Source organism: Rhizobium sp. R693 (assembly GCF_002211315.1).
GTDB lineage: Bacteria > Pseudomonadota > Alphaproteobacteria > Rhizobiales > Rhizobiaceae > Rhizobium.
In genome coordinates, this window is record NZ_LOKY01000023.1 from 263,559 (window position 1) to 284,646 (window position 21,088).

19 protein-coding genes and 1 tRNA gene are annotated in these 21,088 nt (G+C 57.6%); 6 read left to right on the forward strand and 14 right to left on the reverse strand.

Translation table 11 applies throughout. From position 1 onward, the window contains the following. Positions 1-40: 40 nt before the first annotated feature. Both ATY79_RS18955 and ATY79_RS18960 read right to left on the reverse strand, forming a co-directional pair. Positions 41-940 carry a hypothetical protein gene (locus ATY79_RS18955; RefSeq protein WP_088704576.1) on the reverse strand — a complete coding sequence of 300 codons (900 nt, stop codon included), beginning with the start codon at positions 938-940 and terminating at the stop codon, positions 41-43. Positions 941-1,213: 273 nt separating this feature from the next. Beyond that, the gene (locus ATY79_RS18960; RefSeq protein ID WP_088704577.1) at positions 1,214-1,624 is read right to left on the reverse strand and encodes a hypothetical protein; all 411 of its coding nucleotides are present in this window, start codon (positions 1,622-1,624) and stop codon (positions 1,214-1,216) included. Between the two features lie 212 nt (positions 1,625-1,836). Here ATY79_RS18960 and ATY79_RS18965 point away from each other — a divergent pair, with 212 nt between their 5' ends. From ATY79_RS18965 to ATY79_RS18975, 3 genes are all read left to right on the forward strand, one after another. Then, positions 1,837-2,829: a site-specific integrase gene (locus ATY79_RS18965; RefSeq protein ID WP_088704578.1), complete on the forward strand. Its 993-nt coding sequence runs from the start codon at positions 1,837-1,839 to the stop codon at positions 2,827-2,829. A 984-nt stretch (positions 2,830-3,813) separates the two neighbouring features. Further along, the gene (locus ATY79_RS18970; RefSeq protein WP_088704579.1) at positions 3,814-5,091 is read left to right on the forward strand and encodes a hypothetical protein; all 1,278 of its coding nucleotides are present in this window, start codon (positions 3,814-3,816) and stop codon (positions 5,089-5,091) included. A 237-nt stretch (positions 5,092-5,328) separates the two neighbouring features. Next, the gene (locus tag ATY79_RS18975; RefSeq protein WP_088704580.1) at positions 5,329-5,541 is read left to right on the forward strand and encodes a hypothetical protein; all 213 of its coding nucleotides are present in this window, start codon (positions 5,329-5,331) and stop codon (positions 5,539-5,541) included. Positions 5,542-5,587: 46 nt separating this feature from the next. Here the strand turns inward: ATY79_RS18975 and ATY79_RS18980 are convergent, their stop codons facing one another. Further along, a complete protein-coding gene (locus ATY79_RS18980) occupies positions 5,588-5,878 on the reverse strand; it encodes a hypothetical protein (protein WP_088704581.1) in 291 nt (96 codons plus the stop codon). Between the two features lie 205 nt (positions 5,879-6,083). Between ATY79_RS18980 and ATY79_RS18985 the strand changes: the two genes are divergently transcribed. Next, on the forward strand, positions 6,084-6,650 hold the full coding sequence (locus ATY79_RS18985) for a recombinase family protein (RefSeq protein WP_088704582.1): 567 nt from the start codon (positions 6,084-6,086) through the stop codon (positions 6,648-6,650). 121 nt (positions 6,651-6,771) lie between these two features. Here ATY79_RS18985 and ATY79_RS18990 read toward each other — a convergent pair whose 3' ends face one another. From ATY79_RS18990 to ATY79_RS19010, 5 genes are read right to left on the reverse strand one after another with little or no spacing between them, the layout of a single operon-like run. Next, the gene (locus ATY79_RS18990; RefSeq protein ID WP_088704583.1) at positions 6,772-7,515 is read right to left on the reverse strand and encodes a SprT family zinc-dependent metalloprotease; all 744 of its coding nucleotides are present in this window, start codon (positions 7,513-7,515) and stop codon (positions 6,772-6,774) included. 1 nt (position 7,516) lies between these two features. Continuing rightward, a complete protein-coding gene (locus ATY79_RS18995; protein ID WP_088704584.1) occupies positions 7,517-10,531 on the reverse strand; it encodes a type I restriction endonuclease subunit R in 3,015 nt (1,004 codons plus the stop codon). Positions 10,532-10,538: 7 nt separating this feature from the next. After that, on the reverse strand, positions 10,539-11,744 hold the full coding sequence (locus ATY79_RS19000; protein ID WP_088704585.1) for a restriction endonuclease subunit S: 1,206 nt from the start codon (positions 11,742-11,744) through the stop codon (positions 10,539-10,541). Then, a complete protein-coding gene (locus ATY79_RS19005; protein WP_088704586.1) occupies positions 11,734-13,224 on the reverse strand; it encodes a type I restriction-modification system subunit M in 1,491 nt (496 codons plus the stop codon). Before ATY79_RS19005 ends, ATY79_RS19000 begins: the two co-directional genes overlap by 11 nt. Positions 13,225-13,264: 40 nt before the next feature. After that, positions 13,265-13,981, reverse strand: coding sequence for a hypothetical protein (locus tag ATY79_RS19010; RefSeq protein ID WP_088704587.1), 717 nt, complete (start codon positions 13,979-13,981; stop codon positions 13,265-13,267). A 32-nt stretch (positions 13,982-14,013) separates the two neighbouring features. On the opposite strand from ATY79_RS19010, the gene ATY79_RS19015 reads away from it, so the two are divergent. Further along, positions 14,014-14,829: a DUF429 domain-containing protein gene (locus ATY79_RS19015; RefSeq protein ID WP_088704588.1), complete on the forward strand. Its 816-nt coding sequence runs from the start codon at positions 14,014-14,016 to the stop codon at positions 14,827-14,829. A gap of 105 nt (positions 14,830-14,934) precedes the next feature. Next, a tRNA-Ser gene (locus ATY79_RS19020) sits at positions 14,935-15,024 on the forward strand. Positions 15,025-15,356: 332 nt separating this feature from the next. Here the strand turns inward: ATY79_RS19020 and ATY79_RS19025 are convergent. From ATY79_RS19025 to ATY79_RS19050, 6 genes are all read right to left on the reverse strand, one after another. Then, complete coding sequence (locus ATY79_RS19025; RefSeq protein ID WP_088704589.1) at positions 15,357-16,601, reverse strand: type II toxin-antitoxin system HipA family toxin; 1,245 nt, start codon at positions 16,599-16,601, stop codon at positions 15,357-15,359. Positions 16,602-16,613: 12 nt separating this feature from the next. After that, positions 16,614-16,880 carry a helix-turn-helix domain-containing protein gene (locus tag ATY79_RS19030; protein ID WP_088693124.1) on the reverse strand — a complete coding sequence of 89 codons (267 nt, stop codon included), beginning with the start codon at positions 16,878-16,880 and terminating at the stop codon, positions 16,614-16,616. A gap of 221 nt (positions 16,881-17,101) precedes the next feature. Continuing rightward, complete coding sequence (locus ATY79_RS19035) at positions 17,102-17,332, reverse strand: transcriptional regulator (RefSeq protein ID WP_088704590.1); 231 nt, start codon at positions 17,330-17,332, stop codon at positions 17,102-17,104. 106 nt (positions 17,333-17,438) lie between these two features. Next, on the reverse strand, positions 17,439-18,215 hold the full coding sequence (locus tag ATY79_RS19040; RefSeq protein WP_088704591.1) for a crotonase/enoyl-CoA hydratase family protein: 777 nt from the start codon (positions 18,213-18,215) through the stop codon (positions 17,439-17,441). Further along, entirely contained in the window at positions 18,215-19,096 is an 882-nt protein-coding gene (locus ATY79_RS19045) for a hydroxymethylglutaryl-CoA lyase (protein ID WP_189638042.1), read from the reverse strand. The genes ATY79_RS19040 and ATY79_RS19045 overlap by 1 nt, the downstream gene beginning before the upstream one ends. A 2-nt stretch (positions 19,097-19,098) precedes the next feature. Continuing rightward, on the reverse strand, positions 19,099-21,084 hold the full coding sequence (locus ATY79_RS19050; RefSeq protein ID WP_088693127.1) for an acetyl/propionyl/methylcrotonyl-CoA carboxylase subunit alpha: 1,986 nt from the start codon (positions 21,082-21,084) through the stop codon (positions 19,099-19,101). Positions 21,085-21,088: the final 4 nt, after the last annotated feature.

Below are 21,088 nucleotides of genomic sequence, written 5' to 3' on the forward strand. Positions count from 1 at the left end.
AAATCTGGAAAACGCTGCCGGATTTCTATCCTTCCCTTCCTCAAAAGGGCGCTGGAAGCTGCTGTGCCCAAGCGATTGCTGCATCAGCCGCCGCATGTAGAGCATGGATAATCTCGCCGCGATGAGTTGACACATAGGCTGTCGCATTGTCGAGGATCTCGGCACCGTGATTGCCGACGAAGGTCGTAATGCTTCCGCCGATCGCCCATGCGATTCCCTTCGCAAACATACCAGCGAGGTGGCGGAGTATGGACGCCTTTTGGACAACCACTGCTGGATCGGGTGTCACCGCGTTCGCTTCCTGGCGTGCCTCGGCGATCAGATCCAGCACTTGCTGCTGCTGCCCTTCCGTTAGCGGTGGATCTCGCTCCAGCAGTTCGGGTGGGTGATTATGCGATCGATGCGCACGCTCTCTCTCGCCCCGCACGAGCACTTCCAGGTGGTCGAACCGGGCAAGCATTTCGCGCCGCAGCGCTTCCGCCTGCTCGGGCGTGGCTACCACCTGGGTGGGATTGACGAAATCATCCTGGAAAGCGTCGAGCTGGAACGCCGCAGTTTCGTCGTCTGGCCTGTTGTAGTCCTCGTCTTCACCCGGACCGTTCAGATCCTCGTCCTCAGGCGGCAGATCGTCACCGATATGCTTTGGCGCCCAATCAAAAAGGCCATCCTTCTGCACCTCGTCTACCGCCGCTTGGATCAGTTCCTCGCTCGCGACATCGCCAAAATGGCTATAAAGCTCTTCCGACGCTTCGTATGGGCCACCCCAGATGTATTGATAGCCGCCATCGGCCGAAACGTGTGGCGTCTTTTCTGCGGGATCTTCAAAGTTGTCGAAAAACCACTCGACCATCGACTGGATCTTTCTTGCTCTGGACAGACGCCGAAACTGGGAAGCTGTAAGTTCTTCGCCTTCCAGGTAGTATTGTGGTGCTCTGGCCATTATGTCTCCGAATATTCAGCAATTGTGTCGCTTCGCTTTACACTCAAAGCGCGACCGATGGAACTCGAAGTGCTGAAGTTCCGCGAACCGCAAACTTTGCGCCTTCGTGCTTCGCGAAGGTGCAACAATTTGCTGGCTCGCAGCAGAACGACTGTTCGCCTAAAGCGGATCTTTGCCGGCGCGCTGTCCGGATGCCGAGATAATCCTTGGCTCCCCGTTGGATCCTACGCTTGATCGAAATCACCCGAGATCACATGGCGACGTTCAGAAGGCTCAAAGGACGGCCGAGAAGTCGTTTGGCGTGATCAGACGCCTGACTTCCGGCGGGTAGCAATTCCCACCGCCTATGTAGTCTCGAAACGTGGCGCGCGCCTGGGCGTTAGTCAGCACGTAGAACGTTGGTGTGAGAGTTCTGAGATCCAGCTCGATGAAGATGAAGAAGTCCGCGCCACCCTTCGTTGTCATGTTCACTGGCCAGCGGGTGATGTCCTGCGCTGGGCTTGTTCTGAATTGCCTGGTCTTCACCTCGATTGACTTAGCCAGGCCAGCAATAACTACGATGACGTCGTGACCGGGTGCGCCTTCAGGGCTGATATAGGCGGCGTGTCCGAGACTGTTCAGCTTTGCTACGGTGAGCAGTTCGCCGAGTGTTCCAGCCTGTAGCCTTGAAAGTAGAGTTAGCACGTCTTGAAGCTCCTGCTGTTACTAGCTCAAACTGAATGAAACGCCCGGCACCTGCGCGACATCAGACGATATTGGCTTCACGGGAGCAAGGCACAGGCGATCTCGATCTCGGGTAGCGGTTCATCGCCGCGCCTTCGCGTTGCCGGAATGATCCTTGGCACCCCTTGCGGGGCGTCCTACGCATTGGTCGACAGCATCACATGAGGACCAAAATGGCGACGATCAGAAAACTTAGAGGCCGCTGGCAAGCACAGGTTCGGCGACGCGGTATGAAGCCCCGGGCAAAAAGCTTTGACAGCAAAACTGAAGCCGAGAAATGGGCACGTGAGCTAGAAAGCCAGGTTGATCGCTTCGGAGCCGCACCCGATACTAAGATCCTGGAGACCACAACACTGGGCGACTTGCTCAAACGTTACAAGATCGAAGTATCGCCAACAAAGCGTGGGTGCCTGCAAGAGATCCAGCGCATCGACGTGCTTGAGCGTCACGAGATCACACACCGGACGCTTGTGGGGCTTTCACAACCGGATGTCGCATCGTTCCGCGACGAGCGCCTCAGCAGCGTAGCTCCATCTACCGCGGTTCGCGAAATGGCAATTCTTAGTCACGTCATCGAAGTCGCAATGCGGGACTGGGGCTTTCCTCTCAGCCGCAACGTGGTCAAGCTGGTTCGACGCCCCATCATCCGGAACGAACGTAAGCGCCGCTTGGAAGGTGACGAGGAGCAGCGTCTCCTCGACGGATGCGACAGTGGCAAGATAGCGTTTATGAAGACTTTGCTAATCGTCGCCATCGAGACTGGGATGCGCCGCAGCGAGATTCTCGGTCTGAAGTGGACCGACATTTCTCACAACCGACGCGTCATCACACTGGAGATGACGAAGAATGGGACGGATCGAGAGGTGCCGATGTCGCAGCGTGCGTTCGACGCGCTGTCTCGGTGGAAGGAAAACGCGCTGGTAGATAAAACTACGGTCTTTCCTATCGCTCCCGGTTCATTTGAACAGGTTTGGCGTCGTCTTCTGAAACGCGCACATATAACCGGACTGAGGTTTCATGATCTTCGCCACGAGGGCGTCAGCCGCCTATTCGAACGCGGGCTGAACGTGATCGAAGTCAGTAGCATCTCGGGACACAAAGAACTTCGAATGCTGAAGCGATATACACACCTGAGTGCTGATAACCTGGTCGCCCGGCTCGCGTAATACTCACCTCTCCGCTCAGTCAGCAGCAAATTGAAGTCCTAGAAAATACGTTGGACGCTCTACATGATGCCGCCTGCTGGCTGAGCAATCCGCCTCCAAAACTACCCATCCTCTGCACGCGAATATGTTGACGCCTGTCAACATACACAGTCTCAATGTTGACAGCCGTCAACATAACCCGGCCGAAAACCCCGCTTTTTGTCTAATGACCATCCTAATAAGGACACTGATGTTGACGTAAGTTAACGCTACGTTGACAAAAATCTCTCGAAATTCAGATTTTTCTGAGCTGTCAACATAGCCGGGAGTGTTCCCGCGAAGTCGTTGACGACGTCGGCAGGTAACACCAGAGAGCGCGTATCACTCGCAACCAGATCAACTTGATCTTCAGACCAATCTCACAAGATCCGTGTCGTGCGCCCCGCTTCGGCTCGCTGAAGGCCTTGCTGAGCAACACGAAAAACACAGTCGAGCAGCTGGTCGTCCAACCACGAGCGTGCGATCGATGAGATCTTTCCTCAATGGCACGGAAGAGCACCCTTAGCGGCGCAATCACCGTGGCGTTGTAACGATCTGGGCACTTGTAAATGACGAGCCCATCGCTGGAAACCAGTTAGCTTCTACTCCAGGGTCGGCGCGACTCATATTTGACGACTAGCAAAGGCACTGACTACCCATGCCGGCGTGTTGGGCTCTCGTCACCTCGCTCGGTCAGAAGATGGCATAGAACGTCACCAGCGCTCACCGTTGAAAAAGCAGATGGAACTTGCACCGAGCCAACGGAGCGCGCTGGCAACGCTCCTCGAGTCAAAGGCGACGCATGTGTGTCCTAGTGTGCTGTGACATGTCGGAGGGTGCTGCCACGAGCAGCTACTTGCAGCAGACTGCTGTCCGACAAAGATCGGCATTCCCACCCATGCGGCGGCGATGCTACAGAGAGCGCCGGCACTCGCCTGCACCGACCAATCGTCTGGCAAAATCGAAATGAACCTTCAAGAAAACACCCATCCTGCGCTCTCGATCCCACTCGTCGCGGTAAAATCACAACGGCTAGTCGGTCATCTGGACTATCAACGCACCGCGTTGGCGAACACTCAGCGGCGCCTGGTGGGCAGATATGCGCTCGCCCCAGTCATCTCGTTTGCCCAGTTCACAACTTCCGCAGTCATCGACTGGATGCAACTCAGCTTCGTATTCGCCCGGAAGACCCAGTTCCAATGGGTGCAGAAGGAAGCAGCAGCCGTCCTGAACCGCTTGCCCCACGTCGAGCCAACGAATGAACAGCCGGGCGGAGTGTCAGATCGCTTCGACGTGCGCATCCAAGAGCCGGACATAGAGACCCTTCTCGAGGTGTGCAGGAAACTGGATGAGAAATTCACGCTCAGCGAGACAGTTCTCATCGGTGCCATAGAGATCAGCGTGGATTTCACCCCGAAGACACCAGACGAAGTCTTGCGGGCTAAGCTTTTCACCGCGCTGACCAGGCATTTCGTCACCGGTCGGGATGTGATCATGAATCTCAGGGACCGACCTCGCTTTGCTTTTGGTCGAGGTCCTAAAGCTACCAGGTCCGTGATCTATAGCCGGATTGGGGTCCCTGATCGCATCAATGAGCACTTTCTAGTCTCCGATGACCGAGACCGCGCGCCCTTTGTGGACTCGAACTACTACGTGGGAGCAAAAGAGGCGGCGGCGCGGTGGAGGATCATGGACAAAGTCATCGACACCCAAAACATCGCCGCTGGGACAGCTGACCGGTTGGAGGAGCAGAAAAAGCGCGTGCGGATCGAGGTGACGTTGGATCAGCCCGAATTGGTGGCTCTGGGCGTGCACTCTCTCGGAGATCTGGAACGTTTAAACTTCTCGCGTCTCCAGGGACGCTATTTTCGCTTCATGCTGCCTACGTTTGAAGACGCAACCAGGATGGGACCGGGGAGGCGCGCAGCTATCGCCATGTGGCAAGACCGGCAACGAACAGCTAAGTTTTCCAATGCGGGCGTCATCGGATTGAAGACTATGGATGACATGCTTGCACGCAGGTTCAGAGAGGTGCGTAAGAAAGCACGGTTGGATCTGAAAGCACGTGGATTGAACCTGCGTCCAATTCCACGTGTAGCCGGCGGGCAATGGGGAACTCTCGTCGCCTACGATGAACTAAACGACCGCGTCACCGTTGCATTGAGACACCTCGGAGAACGCGCGGCCGCCGGCTTTTCGGCTTACATCGTCGGAAAGGGTAAGCAGCAGGTTGAGAGTTGCTAGATTAAATAACCTATATAGAAGTTATTAGGATTGATACACTTTGCGCGACCAGCAAATATCGAATTCTCAGGAACAGCGCCTGGCACGATGGCGAGCAGACATGATGCTGTTCAGTAGGAAAAACTTGTAGAATTCCTGCGCAATGGTCTCTGTAGTTCCTGCCGAAAAAAAGCACGCAAACCTCCGTCTTACAGACTATCTATCGGCAATTGGAAGATCGATAGAGGATTCGACCTGATGCAACGCGACGACGAACAAAGCCATATTTTCTACCGGATCGGCGACGACGGCGAATGGGAGCAATGTCGAACGAACGAATGGCCGCCATATCGTGCCGCCCGTCAGGCGATGGTTATGATCGCTGATGGTCTCGAACGAACCAAGTCTATGTCCCCGACCGAAAGGGAGATAGAGCTCGAACGGGTTGGCCAGTTGGTCGAGCGTATTTGATCCATCTGGTCCTTGATGGTTGTTAGGTGTTGATGCTCCGCTTGCTTCAGCTGTTGAGCTTCGCGCGCGACTGTGCAAGCGAAGCAGCTAGGTCGGCCGATTTTCTGCGAAGCTCATCCTTTTCCAACACCTCATTGTCGTAGCGACGATTGTAGCTAGCGTCCTTCGCTGCCTTAGCTATGTCCAATGGCGTCAGCGCCGCGATGACGATCAAGGCGATCAAGTTGAAAAGGAAACCGAGGACGAACCAGCCGAAGACATCGCGGTTCTTGTTCGATGCGATAATGGCGCATGCGCCTCCTAATATGACGCCGGTAACTCCAATGATCAGCAGCAAAGGGATTCTTCCTATCAGACAAGTGGTGACGAGCCGATAGAACGAAAGGGAACCTTTGTCCGATAGAGATCAGCTGTAACTGCTGATCCGGTCGCATCCTACGGTTTCAAGGGCTTCCGGAGTAGCTCCATTTAATGACCGACAGAGCGAAAAGGTTCCTTTATGTCAATTGCTTAGCAGCGATCGGAGCGTGAGGATATTGGAAATGAAGCTGGTCGGTTACGCCCGTGTTTCAACGGTCGAGCAGAACCTCGATATGCAGATTGCTGCGTTGAAGGCGGCGGGTTGCTCAGAGATCTTCACCGATCACGGACTGTCCGGTGCTGACTTCCAGCGTCCTGGCCTTCGCAAGGCTCTCAGACAAATCGAGCGCGGTGATATGCTTGTCGTTTGGCGCCTTGACCGGCTCGGACGATCCCTTGTCGACCTAATTCAGACCGTGAACGGGCTATCGAAGCGGGGATGTGATTTCCGATCGCTGACCGAGAGTATTGATACGTCGTCGTCGGGCGGGCGGTTGGTTTTTCACATGATGGCTGCGATGGCAGAATTTGAACGAGCCATCATAAGCGAGCGCACCAAGGCTGGGATGGAAGCGGCAAGAGCACGAGGATCTCGTATAGGACGCCGCCCGTCGATGACCGAAGTGCAGACCGACGCTGCAAGGCATGCTGTCGAGATCGACCTGGAGCCCATCTCTGAGGTCGCTGCAAGGTATCAGGTCCATCCAAAAACACTGGCTCGTGTTCTGCGGAGTGCCCGGATCGAATAGTAGGTCGGGATCGACAGAGAGACTCACCTGAGCGTTCGGCATGTCGAGAGCTGCGAAGCAGCACTTACGACCGCCGAGCCAGCCAGTGACCATCCTCGAGTCACAGAATGCATACTGCCTGTTATACCGATGGCTCCACCTTCTCCCACCCCAGCATGTGCTCGTTCTTGTCGAGCCAGGCCTTGCGCTCCTGCCAGTCCGGCAGAACGCGCCCGACGAGATCCCAGAACTCCGGCTCGTGGTTGCGGTGCGTCAGATGGCACATCTCGTGGACCACGGCGTATTCCAAGACGGGCTTCGGGGCGAAGATCAGGTGCCAATTGAGGTTGATCTGCCGATCCTGGCCGCAGCTGCCCCACATGTGCTTCTGGTCCTTAATCTGCACACCGCGTGGCTTCAATCCGTGGCGTTCGCCATGCTTGCGGACAAAATCGCGGGCGTCGTCGCGCACGCGGCGCTTCAGCCATAGCCTGAGCGCGCTCTCGATGATCGTGTCGGATGACTCCGGCGACAAGTCGACGGGCTTGCGGATCTGGAAGCCGTTGCGGAAGTTGACCTCGACGAGGGAGCCGTCGAAGGGATCGATCGTGAGCCTCGTCATCCGACCACGATAGGGGATCTTGGCGCCGGTGACGAAGTGGTAGACGCGCGTTTGCGCCTTGGCGCGTTCTGCCATGTGTTGAATGGTTTCAATGATCCAGGCGCGCCGGCGGTCCAGCACGGCGCTGATCTGTTCGTCGGTGGCGCTGTCAGGCACCAGGAGTTCGAAGGATTTTGGTGTGACGCTGAGGCTCGCCTTGCGGGCCTTGGGCGATCGCCGCACGGTGTATTCGATCTCTTGGGCGCCGATGCGGTAGACGGCCATGTCACAGCTCCGCAAAATGCTTGAGCGCGTAAGCCTCGACTTCCTCCGGGATCTCCCTGAGCTGCGTAAGACCCGCCAGATGCGCCATTGAGCGCACCTGCTGGCGCAGGCTCTTGCGCAGTCCGTCCTTCTCCCACCAGCCTGATGGAGCGGTGACGGGGTCTGTGTAGAGCCCTTCCAGGCGGATCGCCAGAGCCTCGCCCTCCGGCCCGGAGGTGAAGCCTTTGAGGATCTGCAGGATGCCATAGGCGCCGGGAGAAAGACCCGCTTCGACATGGGCGGCGTCCTCAGCCGTGATGTCCTTCGCCAGCTCTTCCGCTGCCTTCAGCTTTTCCGACCAGGAGAGCTGCGCGCTTTCCAGCTTTTCCAAGAGCTGACGCAGGCGCTCGGAGAACTTGCCATATTGATGCGGGCTGTCGTCGATTCGCTCGGTGACGGTCTTGCGCAGCTCCGTCGTCTTGCGGATCGCCGCCGTCATCAGGTCTTCCTCGGTCTTGGCCGTGGGATCGAAATCCTCCCAGAACTCCGGATCGGTGATGTGGCGCAGCTTGACCGTCACGCTGAGACCCGTCGCCTCCAGATGCTTCTCCAGCATCTCGCGGATCTTCTCGCTGTAATTCATCTGGTCTAAGGCCTGACGCTTCTCGAAGTGCTGCGTGCCATAGAGCAGGAAGTTCGCGACCCATTTCAGATCGGCGGTGAACTCCAGAACGCTCGGATCCGGGCTCAGCGTCTCATAGAGCGTGATGAAGCTGCGGGCCTTCGCCTTGAAGTCGAACCACTTGTCCTCGGTGCCTAGCAGCTTCACGAAGGCATCATATTCCGCCTTCAGCGCATCCTTGTCGCTCGCCTTGCGTTTGAGAGGCTTCATGAGAGCCGCGACGGCGGAGTGGGCGGCGCGCAGCTGGTTGCGCAGGTCATCCAGATCGCGCATGGCGTTCTTCACGTCATCGGCGCGGTAAGAGGAGAGTGCCGCCTCCAGATGACCGGAGACACCGATGTAATCGACGATCAACCCGTTGCGCTTCCTGGCGTCGGAAACGCGGTTGGTGCGGGCGATCGCCTGCAACAACCCGTGTTCCTTCAGCGGCTTGTCGAGATACATCACGCTTTCGATCGGGCAGTCGAAACCGGTCAGCAGCTTGTCGCAGACGATCAGGAATTGCGGGTCATCGCCCTTGCGGCCAAAGGCCTTCTTCGTCAGCTTTTCCGCTTCGGCATCCAGGTAGTGCGCCTTCAGTTCGGTGCGGATCGCCTGCTTGTGGGCGTCCTCGCTCGGCTTGCTGTCTTCCTGGTTGATCGAATAGACGCAGGCCGACATGGCATCGGCCCGGACCAATGCCTCGGCGGGCTCCATGCCTTCGGCTTGAAGATCCTCGGCAATGACCTTGGTCAGCGCCTGTTTGTAGAGGATCACCGCCTCGCGATCGATGGCGACGATCTGTGCCTTGAAACCGTCAGGCCGGGCATATTGCTTGAAATGTGTCCAGATATCGTAGGCGATCAGTTCGATGCGGCGCGGATGCTTGACCAGATCCTCGATCTGCACGCCGCGCTTCTTGATCTCGTTCAGCTTGTTGTCGTCCAGCTCGGCAAACCAGGTGTCGAACAGGATGTCGATCTTTGCCTCGTCGATGTGCCAGTCGGTCTTGCGGCCGGTATAATAGATCGGCACCGTCGCGCCATCGGCCACGGCGTCATCGATGCCGTATTTGTCGAGATAGCCTTCGCCGACCACGCCGAAATTCCGGTAGGTGTCTTTGTCGTCCTTTTTCACCGGCGTGCCGGTAAAGCCGAAGAAGCGGGCGTTCGGCAGTGTGGCGCGTAGATAGGCGCCGAGATCCTTTTCCTGGGTCCGGTGAGCCTCGTCCACCATCACGATCCAGTTTTCAGAGTCGGCAATCGCCTCCTTCGAACCCTGGAACTTGAAGATGGTGGAAAGCGCCGTGTGCCCGTCCTTGCCGCTTCGGATCAGCGCGTGCAGATCCCTAATGCTCTCGATCGCTGCCGGGTTCGGTAAGCCGCAGGCGACAAAGGTGCCGCTGATCTGGCTGTGCAGATCCACCCGGTCGGTCAGCACCAGAATGTTCGGGTTCGTCAGCGCCTCGGACTGGATTGTCCGGTGCGTCTTCAGCTTAAGCGCGGCAAACACCATGGTCAGCGATTTGCCGCTGCCCTGGGTGTGCCAGATCAGCCCCTGACGATGCTTGCCCTCGATCACGCGTTCGACGATGCGGTTGACGGCGCGGAATTGCTGGTAGCGGCAGATTTTCTTGATCGTGCCGGTCTCTGTCTTTTCGAACACGACATAATGCGCGATGAGGTCGAGCAGTCGGCTGGGCTCCAGCAGGCACCAGAGACCCTTGGCCAGCGTGTCGGGAAAATCACCCTCCACCTTCGGCCAAGGATCCCGCCATTCTGCGTAATATTTGGAGCCGGAGCCGGTCGTGCCATAGAGCACCAGCGCACCGTCGGTGACGATGTTGAAGACGTTGGAGAAGAACAGGCGCGGAATGTCCTGCTCATATTGCCTGATCTGCTCGAAGGCCTCGCCGGTTTTGTCCTTCACATTCAGCGGGCTTTTCGCCTCAATCACCACCAGCGGAATGCCGTTCACATAGATCACGACATCGGGCTTACGCGTATTCTCCGCCTTCACGCGCAGCTGATGCGTGACGAAAAACTGGTTGTTGCTGGGCTCCAGAAAATCGATCACCCGCAGCGTCTGGCGGGTTTCCTGGCCGGTCACTTTGCGGGCATAGTCACCGCGCAGCACTTTCAGCCAGGCCTCGTTGTCGCTCATCGCTGCAAGCTCGCCATAGGCTGCCTCGGCAGAGGCGCGGTCGATCCCGTTGATGCGCATCAGCGCTTCGATGAGGTGCGGGCGAAACAGAACCTGGTTCTCGCCTTCGCGAAGAGCTGCGTGCTCGACCGGCGCCACGAAGCCATAGCCCATGACCTCCAGATGTTCGATCGTCGGGCGCTCGGCAAAATGCCATTCGGGACCGTGGCTCATGGGGCGCTTACTCCGCTGCCATGGGCAGGGCGTCGGTGACGCGCTTGCGACCGGTGAGGAGGTCGGACATGAGGGCGGATTTCGTGGCGATTTGGCCTTCCAATGTTCGGTTGCCTGCCTCGATTGAGGCATCAATTTCCTGCATGATCGACGCAATCTCCTGCTGCTCAGCTTGGCTCGGGATCGCAAAAGGAAGATCAAGAAGCTTGGATTTTGAGATATTTTTCATCGACCCGCTGGTGCCGGTTGCGATCGCAGAAAGTCTCTCGCGGCTTTGATCAGAGGCAAGTAAGCATGCGAGCCAACGGGCATTTTCGCTTGTGCTCAACTGCCACAATCGATCCGGCAAGAACAGATCATCGATATCGTTCTCGACATAGCCATTTGCTCCGACAAGATTCGGTGTGTTCATGCGACTGATGATGATCCGGTTGCCCCTAACGGGAATTTTGACGCGATCACGCTCGCCGAGCAGAACTGTCTTATGTTCTTCTGGATCGAAGATTCCTGCCGATACGCAACTCGTTTTGAGAATCCCGATCTCGCCAGGCTGCTTCGGCCTATTTTCAGAATTGACGCTGACACCGGCTTCCAGTCCCAGCGCTATTGAACCCAGAGTTCCGATCCGCCACCCCTCGGGGATCTCCCCGATCTCCGTCTGCTTGAAGCGCGTGTGGCCGATGCCTTTCGTGAGAAGGCGTTCCAGCACGCCCTGCTTGACCTTTCTGATCTGTTCGATCACCGCCCGCGTTGCCGCAATGGCGTCATCGATGCAGGAAAGGATCTCGGCGATGCGACGCTGTTCGTAGAGCGGGGGAAGTAAGATCTCCACCGCAGATATGGCTTGCCCGGTGATCTGTGGCTGCGCTGAACCGGATATTACGCCATCAAAACCAATATAGATGAGCAGTTGATAGAGGTATCGTTGCTCTGCCGTCGAGGCGTCGATATCGTCCAACGCCATAGCGTTACCGGTGATATATGAATACGCGGGAACTAGATTCACGACCCCGCAAGTAGCACCACGGCAAGTGACGGCTATTGTCTCTCGCTCATGAGTAAATGAGTGATATTTTCCAATTGGGCCGTTAGCTCCATAGACGGTGTATCCAACGTCAGTGAACGAACTCTTGGGAATAGTTGGCCATTGTCTCGGACGACAAATCTCGCCAAGCCTTGCTGGTGTCCACCCCTCCGGCACCTCACGCGACATAACCAAGCTCCCGCAAAAAGCCCATCATGCGCGCTTCCACCGCATCCCGCTCTGCCTGCAGCTCGACCAGCTTTTCCACTTCCGCCGCGACGTCGACCTCCTCGGACTCTTCGCCCAGATGCACATAGCGGCTGATGTTGAGGTTGAAGTCATTCGCCTCGATTTCCATTGATGGCACCACTCGTGCCAGACGTTCGATATTGGCAAAGTCGCTGTAGGCCCTCGCCAGCGTGGCGACATTATCCTGCGAGAGATGGTTCTGCGCCTTGCCTTCAATGAAATGCTCGGCGCCGTTGACGATTAGGATCTGTCCCTTGCGCGCCGCCGGTTTCTGCTTGCGCAGGATCAGGACGCAAGCCGGAATGCCCGCGCCGTAAAACAGGTTGGGCGCCAGGCCGATGACCGCCTCCACCAGATCATCCTTGATCAGCCCCTCGCGGATCTTGCCTTCGGCACCGCCGCGAAACAGCACGCCATGCGGCAGCACCACGCCGCAGACGCCGTCCTCCTTCAGGCTCGCCACCATATGCTGCACGAAGGCGAGGTCGCCGTAGGATTTCGGCGGGCAGCCATACCGGTCACGGCCATAGGCGTCGCCCTTCGACCAGACATCATGGCCCCAGCTTTTCAGCGAAAACGGCGGATTGGCCAGCACCCGGTCAAAAGTGCGGATGGCCTTCACACTGTCACCCGTCAGGTGTTTCGGCTCCAGCAGTGTATCGCCGCGCGCCACAGCGGCGTCATCGATATCATGCAGGAACAGGTTCATCTGGCAGATGGCCCAAGTGTTGAGGTTGCGCTCCTGGCCGAACAGCGACAGGCTTTTGGGGTTTTTGCCCTGCCGTTCCAGATGATGCACGGCCTCCAGCAGCATGCCGCCGGAGCCGCAGGTCGGGTCATAGATCGACATGCCTTCGTCCGGCTTCAGGCACTCGACGATCAGCCGCACGACCATTTTTGGCGTGTAGAACTCGCCACCCTTCTTGCCGGCGTCATCGGCAAACTGCGCGATCAGATATTCGTAGGCCTGGCCCAACACATCCGGCTCGACATCGGAATTCCGCAGCCGATAGGTCTCGAAATGCTGCAGCAGCTTTTCCAGCATGGCATCCGGAAAGCGCTCCTTGTTGTTGAAATCGACATCCTGGAAGACGCCGCGCAGCTTCATGTTCGCGTCTTCAATGGCGCGGAAGGCAGCGTTCAGATGCGTGCCGATATCGGTCGTGTGCTTGCGCACATTCTTCCAGAAATGACCCTTGGGAATATCGAAGCGGTGCTCGTCCGGATCGGCCGCAAGATCGGCATCGTGGTAACGCGCCAGCCGCTCCTCATACTCTTCCTCCCAAACATCGGACAGGCGTTTGAAGAAGAGGAGACCGAAGATGTAATGCTTGTAATCTCCAGAATCGATCGATCCCCGCAAAATATCCGCCGCCCGCCAGAGATGGGTTTCCAGCTGCGAGAGAGTGAGTGTAGCCATTATTTAAATCCAAACATCTGTGCAGTCAGTAGAGAACACGTTACGCGGCAATCTCCTGCGAGACTCCTGTTTCGTCCAGCCATTCATTCCAGGCATACAGAAAATTGCGGAAGTCCTTGGTCGAGATTCTCAACAACCGCAGCGCTTCGGTGACGGGTTGCGGAACCACAATTTTCCCGGTGCTTTCATCAACAAACGGCTCAGGGCGTGATTGTTTGGCGCTGACAAAAAGCAACATCTCAGCTGTTGAGTGCGAGGTGTAGCCGTTTCCGTCGAGATACATAACGCCTCCGTGCGCCAGTGAATTACGCAGGCAGGACATGAACTGATCCATAGGCATGTGCTGCGCAGCTTGATGCGCGCGCTCCTCGACCAACACCTCCGCAATGCGGTGGGGGACGCCTTGTGACGTTGGGAACACTTCACTGTTGGCTATGAATGACCAATCGAATCCCGCGAGCTGTGCATTGTCACGAAGACTTCGTTTGCGGATTTTCTCACGCAGAGACTCGCCCACTTTTGGCAATAGCTGCCGATCATCTGTATAGCCCAGCACGTCGCCGCCCAGGTGCTTCGTGATGCGCTCTATTGGCAAGAGTATCATCTGGGACGCGAGTGCAAGAAGGAGGGTTGTGTCGAGCGGACCACCGTATCGGCGGGCATGCACTTCGTTTCGTGCTATTTGCTGTTCGCACACATCGAGCAGATCAAGGCAGCGTCTCGGAATGTCCAAGCTATATTGTAGTGGTATCCCCATCGATTCCCCCCAAGCTTAGATGGTCATAGGCTATGATTGTGAAAACATCCATCGTCGGCTTTGATTCTGCCTGGACCGATAATCCCAAAGCTCGCGGAGCGGTATGTGTTATTCGTCTGGATCATGGCAGCGCGCACCTTCGTCTTGCGCCTAGGCTTGCATCGTTTGCGGAAGCGCTCTCTGTCATCAAAGACGAAGCCAATGAAGCGCAAAGGTGCGTGATCGCTCTCGATCAGCCGACGATTGTTCCGAATCTTACCGGATCACGCCCGGTAGACAAAGTCGCGGGATCGTTGATTTCTTGGATCGGAGGCGGCGTCCAACCTGCAAGCCGGTCGAAAATAGGTATGTTCGATGACGTCGCACCAATTTGGAGCTTTAAGCAGACCTTGGGTGCGGCGGAGGATCCCGAGTTGGCACGAATAGCATCGAGTGGCACGTTTTTGCTCGAAGTCTTTCCGGCGCTGGCGCTCGCATCTATCGAACGTGCTTTCTGCTCAAGGTTGGCTGCTCCGAAATACAACCCGGCTAACCGGAAGCGTTTCAGAATTAACGATTGGCAGGCAGTCGTGGAGGCCGTCAGGCGCTTCGGCGTGTCGAACTCACTGCGGAATGTTGACGAATGGTGTTCGGTTGTGGCGAGCCACGAAGCGCCAAGGAAGTCGGATCAAGACAAGCTCGATGCATTGATCTGCGGGCTGATCGGATTGCATTGGCTAGTGGCTCCGCGAGACCAATCGGTGATGATCGGCGACCTGCGGGATGGCTATATGATTTCGCCGGCGATTGGTGGCGTTCATGAGCGGTTGATTTCGGCTGCAAAGCTTCGAGGCGTTCCTATCTCTTGAGACGGCACGCCTCGGCCACACTGCCGGTTCCGGAGAGACAATTTGCCAGCCCGTCATTCTGTCGCTATGTAGCCCACCGCGCCGAACAAGCGCCGACCAAACCGCGGAGAGGTGGCAGAGTGGTCGAATGCACCGCACTCGAAATGCGGCATACCTGCAAGGGTATCGTGGGTTCAAATCCCACCCTCTCCGCCATTCGTTGGGTGTCACTCTTCCCCAATTACCCACAAGCCCTTGGGTTTCCTCGTAAATTCCTGACAGATGCACTTCATAGTTGCCGTCGGGTGTTCGTGAGTATGCACGGACACCTCCGCTAATCAGGTAGCGCGTCCCTAATGCCGAGCTCGCGATTGATCGCGAGACCTTTTCATCGACAACGACCAAACAACCTGTTTTTGTCACCGCTGCTTCGGAAAATCCGGTTCCACCCCAACACGCGCGGAATAGCTTTTTGGAGCCAACAAGATCAGGTCCATCCTCTGTCTTGTCTCAATCGACGTCAAAGCTCGGGGCAGGGCGAATACGGGCTAGCCGATAGCCTGTCGTCCGATCCGCTGGCACCTCTTGCGAATGAGAAACACGATGTTCGCCCCAAAATCTCGATGAAATGAGGGATAGCGCTCTGTCTCCCCCAGTGCCTCTTCGAGCTTTGAGGCAACCCTGTCGGAAAGCTCCCGTATCCGTTTTGTCACGACAGCAGGACTCAGGCCGACGGCCGTTGCGAAATGCCGCCAGTCATTGCCGTGAAGTTCGTTGGCATTGCTCTTTGTCGCGATCTGCTGAGGAAGCGACTGGTCAACCTGCTGATAGACAGCCGCGCACATCAGGTCGTAGAGCGGCGCGAGTTTGGCTGTCCCTGCGGCACCGACGAGAACGGAATAGTTCTTGGCGTGGGAGTCGGAGTTGCAAATCAGGATGTTGAACATGACGGCGTCGAAGAGCTTCAGTCGTTCGGCGGGCGACACGTAACGCGCCAGCGCGTCAAACATCTGGACGAGCGATGCACCGCCCCGATGCCCAAGTCCAGTCCGCTCGTATTTTTCCGACGGGAACAGGCCGAGTAACTGGCAGAAATCTTCCTGATGAATCCGGCGGATCGTGCCTTGAGGGTCGGCTATGCGGTCATAGCGCTTGACCAGCAGGTAGTCTCGCTTGCCGGCTCTACCGGTCGTCACCTCGGCGGTCTCCAGTTCACACAACCTGGCGAGGGTCATGCAGAAGGCTTCATTCTGAACACTGCAGGTTAGGCGTCTGATGTCGGGTTTCAGGATATGCGTGGATGGCGTGCCGTCGACGGGAATGGCGATCTTGCCATCTGCAGCAAGGTAGACAGGCAGTTTATCCTGCACTCCGGCGAGCGACATCGACACGCCCTGTTCTCCGACCAGGAAAGGTCGCTCGGGCAGTTCATTCAGAATCCGCTCAAGCGCTGCCTCGTCCGGCACGACGCGGAAATTATTTCCGTCTCGGCGTGGTTCTCCGATCGAAAAGGCTCCTGCGGTATCGCGGCCAAGACGCATGAGAAGACCGACAATGTCCTGAGGCGAGACCTTCAACTGCTGACCGATCTCGGAGAGGTGTGTTTCCGGAAGAAGATTGGCAAGCCAGGGCATAACCCGCTCAGCACCGTACGTGCCGGATCGCAAGGGCATGGTCAGCGAGATCGGGAAGGCCGAAGCGCGTTGTTCCCAGCTTGGCTCGTAGGTGAGCGAAATCCCATCGCGGTCGATGAGATTGGCAACGGGCAATGTCTCGTAGAAGATCGCGGTCACGGCGACGCCTGATCAGGAGAAACGGGGCAGATAGCCGAGATCGTCATCGGCATCCGTTGCAGCAGGCGGTGCTGCGGTTTTCAGGTCGCCGAGATCGATGCCGACCGTTCGGGCCGCGATGAGGGATTTCTCGAGTTGGCAACTGGGCTTGCCGTTTTCCAGATCGACGATGAAGCGTTCACCGGTCCCGCAGCGTTCCGCTAGCTGGGTTTGAGTCCATCCCTGTTTTTTCCTATTTTCTCGAACAAGTGCGCCGAACTCCGCGGCCGAACGGATCATGATACGCTCTCCTTATGTAGAGCTTACCGTACAGGAAGAATTTTCAAGAATCCATGAAAACTTACCGAAGAGGAAGGAATCGCATCCATCTGGGGAATCCTCCCGATCGGGAAGGCTAAAATCCTGAACTTGATCACCATTGAACTTTTGGTAAGCTGACGATGGATGGAGGCGAGACAAGTTGCTCGCTTGGAGTTTTATACAGGAAACGGAGATCATCCTTAAGCAGCGACCGGCGACGGTGGCGTCGCGTTGAGATCTCCAATCTCGATCCCGACGGTGTGCGCGGCGATCAAAGCATTTTCAAGCCGGCAGCTCGGCTTGCCGGGTTCACGTTTGACGATGAAACGCTCCCCCGTCTCGGAGCGGGTTGCAAGCTCGGCTTGAGTCCTGCCGAGTCCCTTGCGTTTTTTTGTGACGGCAGTTCCGAAGTCACGTGCGGACCTGATCATCTCGCTTCTCCTGTGTCGGCCTTGCCGGCAATCCCCTCTCAACCATTGGACAGAATGCGTCGCTTTCAATTTGATCCCAAGCTCTTCCCACAGTCCGAGCTGCCGCTTAAGAATTCGATCGACGCTTTTCGAAGAAGGCGGCAATGCCCGCCTGTGCCTCTTCCGTCTCCCAACTGTCTGCTAGTTGAGTAATCACGCTGTCGATGATCTCGTCCGTGATAGGCGAGGCGAGAGAACGCGCGAGGGCCTTGGCGCGTGCAGCAGCTTGTGGCGAGGCCGCGATGAATTCATCGATTTCCTTGTCGACCGCGCGATCGAGACCGGCGGGCGCAACAACGGAAACGACAAGACCGATCGACTTGGCGTAGGCAGCATCAAACGTTCGCCCTGATACGAACAGGGATCTAGCGGCTGGGCTGCCGATCCGCGCCACGACATAAGGGCTGATCGTTGCCGGTATCAGGCCAAGCCGGACCTCTGTCAAACCGAAACGTGCGGCCTCCGAAGCGATAACCGTGTCACAGACACTGATCAGCCCGACCCCACCGCCGAAAGCGTTCCCCTGGACGCTGCCAATGAGCGGCTTCGGAACCTCGTTCAATGCCTTGAACATCATCGCCAGTCGTCGGGCTTCGGCGATTCTCTCCGCCCGGCTTGCCTTGAACTGGACTCTCATCCACTCGAGATCGCCGCCGGCACAGAAGCTCTTTCCCGCCCCGGCAAGCACGATGACGCGCACATTCCTGTCCGACCCGAGAGTGCTTGCAGCTTCGGTCAATTCGTCGATCATCTCGGCGGACATTGCGTTGTGCTTGTCTTCGCGGCTCAGCGTAAGCCGAGCAACACCCCGTTCGTCGATCGAAATCATCAGCGTTTCCGGCATTATCCTGCGCTCCTAAGGCTTTGGGCAAAACGCGCAGCCTCTTCGAGCTTCTCCGGAGAGAGCCCGGTTCGGTACCCCTTTCGGGAAAGGAACTGTGCGACTTCCAGCGTATCGACATTGCCTTTTGCGCCCGGTGCATAAGGGCAACCGCCCAATCCGCCAACCGACGCATCGAAAACCCGCAGTCCGTGCTTCAAGGAAACATCGATATTGTCGAGGGCCCAGCCATCGGTATCGTGGAAGTGACCGGCGAGCATCGTCGCGGGTGCATACGAGAGGACGGTCACCAGCATCTGATCGACCTCTTCCGGTCGTCCTTTACCAATCGTATCGCCCAGGCTGATCTCGTAGCAACCCAATGCATGCAAGCTCTCGACGACGCGTGCCGCCGCATCGGGCGAAACGGCTCCCTCGTAGGGACATTCGACGACGCAGCTGACATAGCCACGCATCGGGATGGCGCGCGCACGGCTTGCTTCGGCAACCGGCTTAAAGCGTTCGATGCTCTCGGCGATGGAACAGTTGATATTCTGTTGCGAGAAGCTCTCCGAGGCGGAAGCGAAGATCGCGACTTCGTCCGCGCCCGCGGCCATTGCAGCCTCGAACCCTTTCATATTCGGCGTCAGAACTGCATAGCGCACCCCTGGCCTGCGCTTGATACCAGCCATCACCTCGGCGGCGTCGGCAAGCTGTGGCACCCACTTCGGGCTGACAAAGCTCGTCGCTTCGATTCGCTCGAAACCGCATTCCGAGATCATATCTATCAGGGCGATCTTCGTCGCCGTCGGTATCAGGTCCTTCTCGTTCTGGAGGCCATCGCGCGGCGCCATCTCGACGATCGAGACATCCCGCGGCAGCAGTGTGGATTCTCCGGGCTGCATAATCACGTCTCCTCTACCCGGAGTGTCAGAAGCACCGCGCCTTCATCGACCTGCTGTCCTTCGCTCACCTCGACAGCCTCCACCGTGCCGTCGCGGGCAGCGACAAGCGTGAGTTCCATCTTCATGGCCTCCATGACGACAAGCGCATCGCCCTTGGAGACTTCCGCCCCCGACCTCGTGCGCACGATCTTCACGAAACCCGGCATCGGGGCGATCAGCCTGTTGCCATCCGCCACGTCAGCCGCGCTGAAATCGAGCGGGTTGCCAAGATGAAACACATGCGTCCTGTGGTCGACGCTGACCACCAAGTGATGTGCTGCCGCACTTGCCTTGACCTGGACCTGTCGGCCATCGACCTCCGCCCTGCATCCGTCATCCTGCCGGCTGACGATCTTCACCGGAATGACCCTCCTGCCGTCATGCACGGCAAAAAAATCGAACCCTTTGGCGGCAACCCGCAGGGTTGAGTGCCCGCCTTCATAGGTCAGGGCGACGATACGCTGCATTTCACTCCACAGCTGCCAGTGCCCCAGCGTCAGCCATGGATCGCCATCCGATGATGGCGCAAGCGCGCCCAACGACAGGACGGCAGCGAGAGCAACGACGGTGTCCGCTGGCGGCTCGATGGCGGTCAGCGATTGAAGATTACGATCGATCAGCCCGGTATCCGGATGGCCAGCAGTAAATTCCTCCTGCACGCTCAGTCTGCCGAGGAAGTCGAGATTGGTGGTGACGCCGACAACATGTGAGTTCTGCAAAGCCCGGGTCAGTCGCAACAGGGCGACGCTCCGGCTAGGCCCGTGTACAACCATCTTTGCGATCAGAGGATCGTAATGGGCGGAGACCGTGTCGCCGGGACGAATGCCGGCATCGATCCGCGCCGTAACGTCAGGAAAATCCAGATGCCTGATCGTTCCTATCGCAGGCAGAAAGCCTTTGGCCGCATCCTCGGCATAAATTCGCGCTTCGAATGCCCAACCGTAGATTTCGAGCTCCGACTGTTTCTTCGGCAGCGGCTCGCCGGCGGCAATACGCAATTGCCATTCGACGAGATCGACCCCGGTGATCGCCTCGGTGACCGCATGCTCGACCTGAAGGCGGGTATTCATCTCCATGAAGTAGAAACGATCCGGCCAAAGGCCATTCGATACATCCGCGATGAACTCCACAGTGCCGGCGCCACGATAGGAGATTGCACGCGCCGCACGCACCGCGGCATCGCCCATCGCGCGGCGCATCTCCGGCGTCATCCCCGGAGCCGGCGCCTCCTCGATCACCTTCTGATGGCGGCGCTGAAGCGAACAATCGCGTTCGAAAAGATGCACGACGTTGCCATGTCGATCCCCGAAGATTTGAACCTCGATGTGGCGCGGGCGAATGAGATAGCGCTCTATCAACACGGCGTCGTCGCCGAAGGCGGCTTTCGCCTCGCGCCGTGCGGCAGCGAGGGCTTCGGGAAAATCCTCTTCACTATCGACACGGCGCATGCCCTTGCCGCCGCCGCCAGCGCGGGCCTTGATGAGCACGGGGTAACCGATCAGGGTCGCTTGATCAGCCAGAAAACCGTCATTTTGTTCTTCGCCATGATAGCCGGGGACAACGGGCACGCCCGACTGGTCCATCAACGCCTTTGCCGAGTCCTTCAGTCCCATGGCACGAATGGAGGAGGCTTGCGGTCCGATGAAGACAATGCCGGCGGCCTCTACAGCTGCAGCAAAATCGGCATTCTCCGAGAGGAACCCGTAGCCGGGGTGAATGGCTTCGGCACCAGTCCGCTCCGCCGCAGAAAGGATCCGTTCGATCGAGAGATAGCTTTCCTGCGCACTGGCCGGCCCAAGGCGAACCGCCTCGTCCGCCATCTCGACGTGCAGTGCCCCGACATCGGCATCCGAATAGACCGCCACCGTCGCGATCCCCATGCGCCTGGCGGTTCGGATTACCCGGCAGGCTATCTCGCCACGGTTTGCGATGAGAATTTTCTGGAACATCGCT

What these genes read in the sequence shown, in the direction of transcription:
- ATY79_RS19035 (WP_088704590.1), bottom strand. Translation starts at nt 17,332, where the DNA reads ATGATCAGGTCCGCACGTGACTTCGGAACTGCCGTCACAAAAAAACGC.
- ATY79_RS18970 (WP_088704579.1), top strand. Translation starts at nt 3,814, where the DNA reads ATGAACCTTCAAGAAAACACCCATCCTGCGCTCTCGATCCCACTCGTC.
- ATY79_RS19030 (WP_088693124.1), bottom strand. Translation starts at nt 16,880, where the DNA reads ATGATCCGTTCGGCCGCGGAGTTCGGCGCACTTGTTCGAGAAAATAGG.
- ATY79_RS19015 (WP_088704588.1), top strand. Translation starts at nt 14,014, where the DNA reads ATGATTGTGAAAACATCCATCGTCGGCTTTGATTCTGCCTGGACCGAT.
- ATY79_RS19045 (WP_189638042.1), bottom strand. Translation starts at nt 19,096, where the DNA reads ATGCAGCCCGGAGAATCCACACTGCTGCCGCGGGATGTCTCGATCGTC.
- ATY79_RS18955 (WP_088704576.1), bottom strand. Translation starts at nt 940, where the DNA reads ATGGCCAGAGCACCACAATACTACCTGGAAGGCGAAGAACTTACAGCT.
- ATY79_RS19005 (WP_088704586.1), bottom strand. Translation starts at nt 13,224, where the DNA reads ATGGCTACACTCACTCTCTCGCAGCTGGAAACCCATCTCTGGCGGGCG.
- ATY79_RS18985 (WP_088704582.1), top strand. Translation starts at nt 6,084, where the DNA reads ATGAAGCTGGTCGGTTACGCCCGTGTTTCAACGGTCGAGCAGAACCTC.
- ATY79_RS19040 (WP_088704591.1), bottom strand. Translation starts at nt 18,215, where the DNA reads ATGCCGGAAACGCTGATGATTTCGATCGACGAACGGGGTGTTGCTCGG.
- ATY79_RS18965 (WP_088704578.1), top strand. Translation starts at nt 1,837, where the DNA reads ATGGCGACGATCAGAAAACTTAGAGGCCGCTGGCAAGCACAGGTTCGG.
- ATY79_RS19010 (WP_088704587.1), bottom strand. Translation starts at nt 13,981, where the DNA reads ATGGGGATACCACTACAATATAGCTTGGACATTCCGAGACGCTGCCTT.
- ATY79_RS18975 (WP_088704580.1), top strand. Translation starts at nt 5,329, where the DNA reads ATGCAACGCGACGACGAACAAAGCCATATTTTCTACCGGATCGGCGAC.
- ATY79_RS18995 (WP_088704584.1), bottom strand. Translation starts at nt 10,531, where the DNA reads ATGAGCCACGGTCCCGAATGGCATTTTGCCGAGCGCCCGACGATCGAA.
- ATY79_RS19000 (WP_088704585.1), bottom strand. Translation starts at nt 11,744, where the DNA reads ATGTCGCGTGAGGTGCCGGAGGGGTGGACACCAGCAAGGCTTGGCGAG.
- ATY79_RS18990 (WP_088704583.1), bottom strand. Translation starts at nt 7,515, where the DNA reads ATGGCCGTCTACCGCATCGGCGCCCAAGAGATCGAATACACCGTGCGG.
- ATY79_RS19050 (WP_088693127.1), bottom strand. Translation starts at nt 21,084, where the DNA reads ATGTTCCAGAAAATTCTCATCGCAAACCGTGGCGAGATAGCCTGCCGG.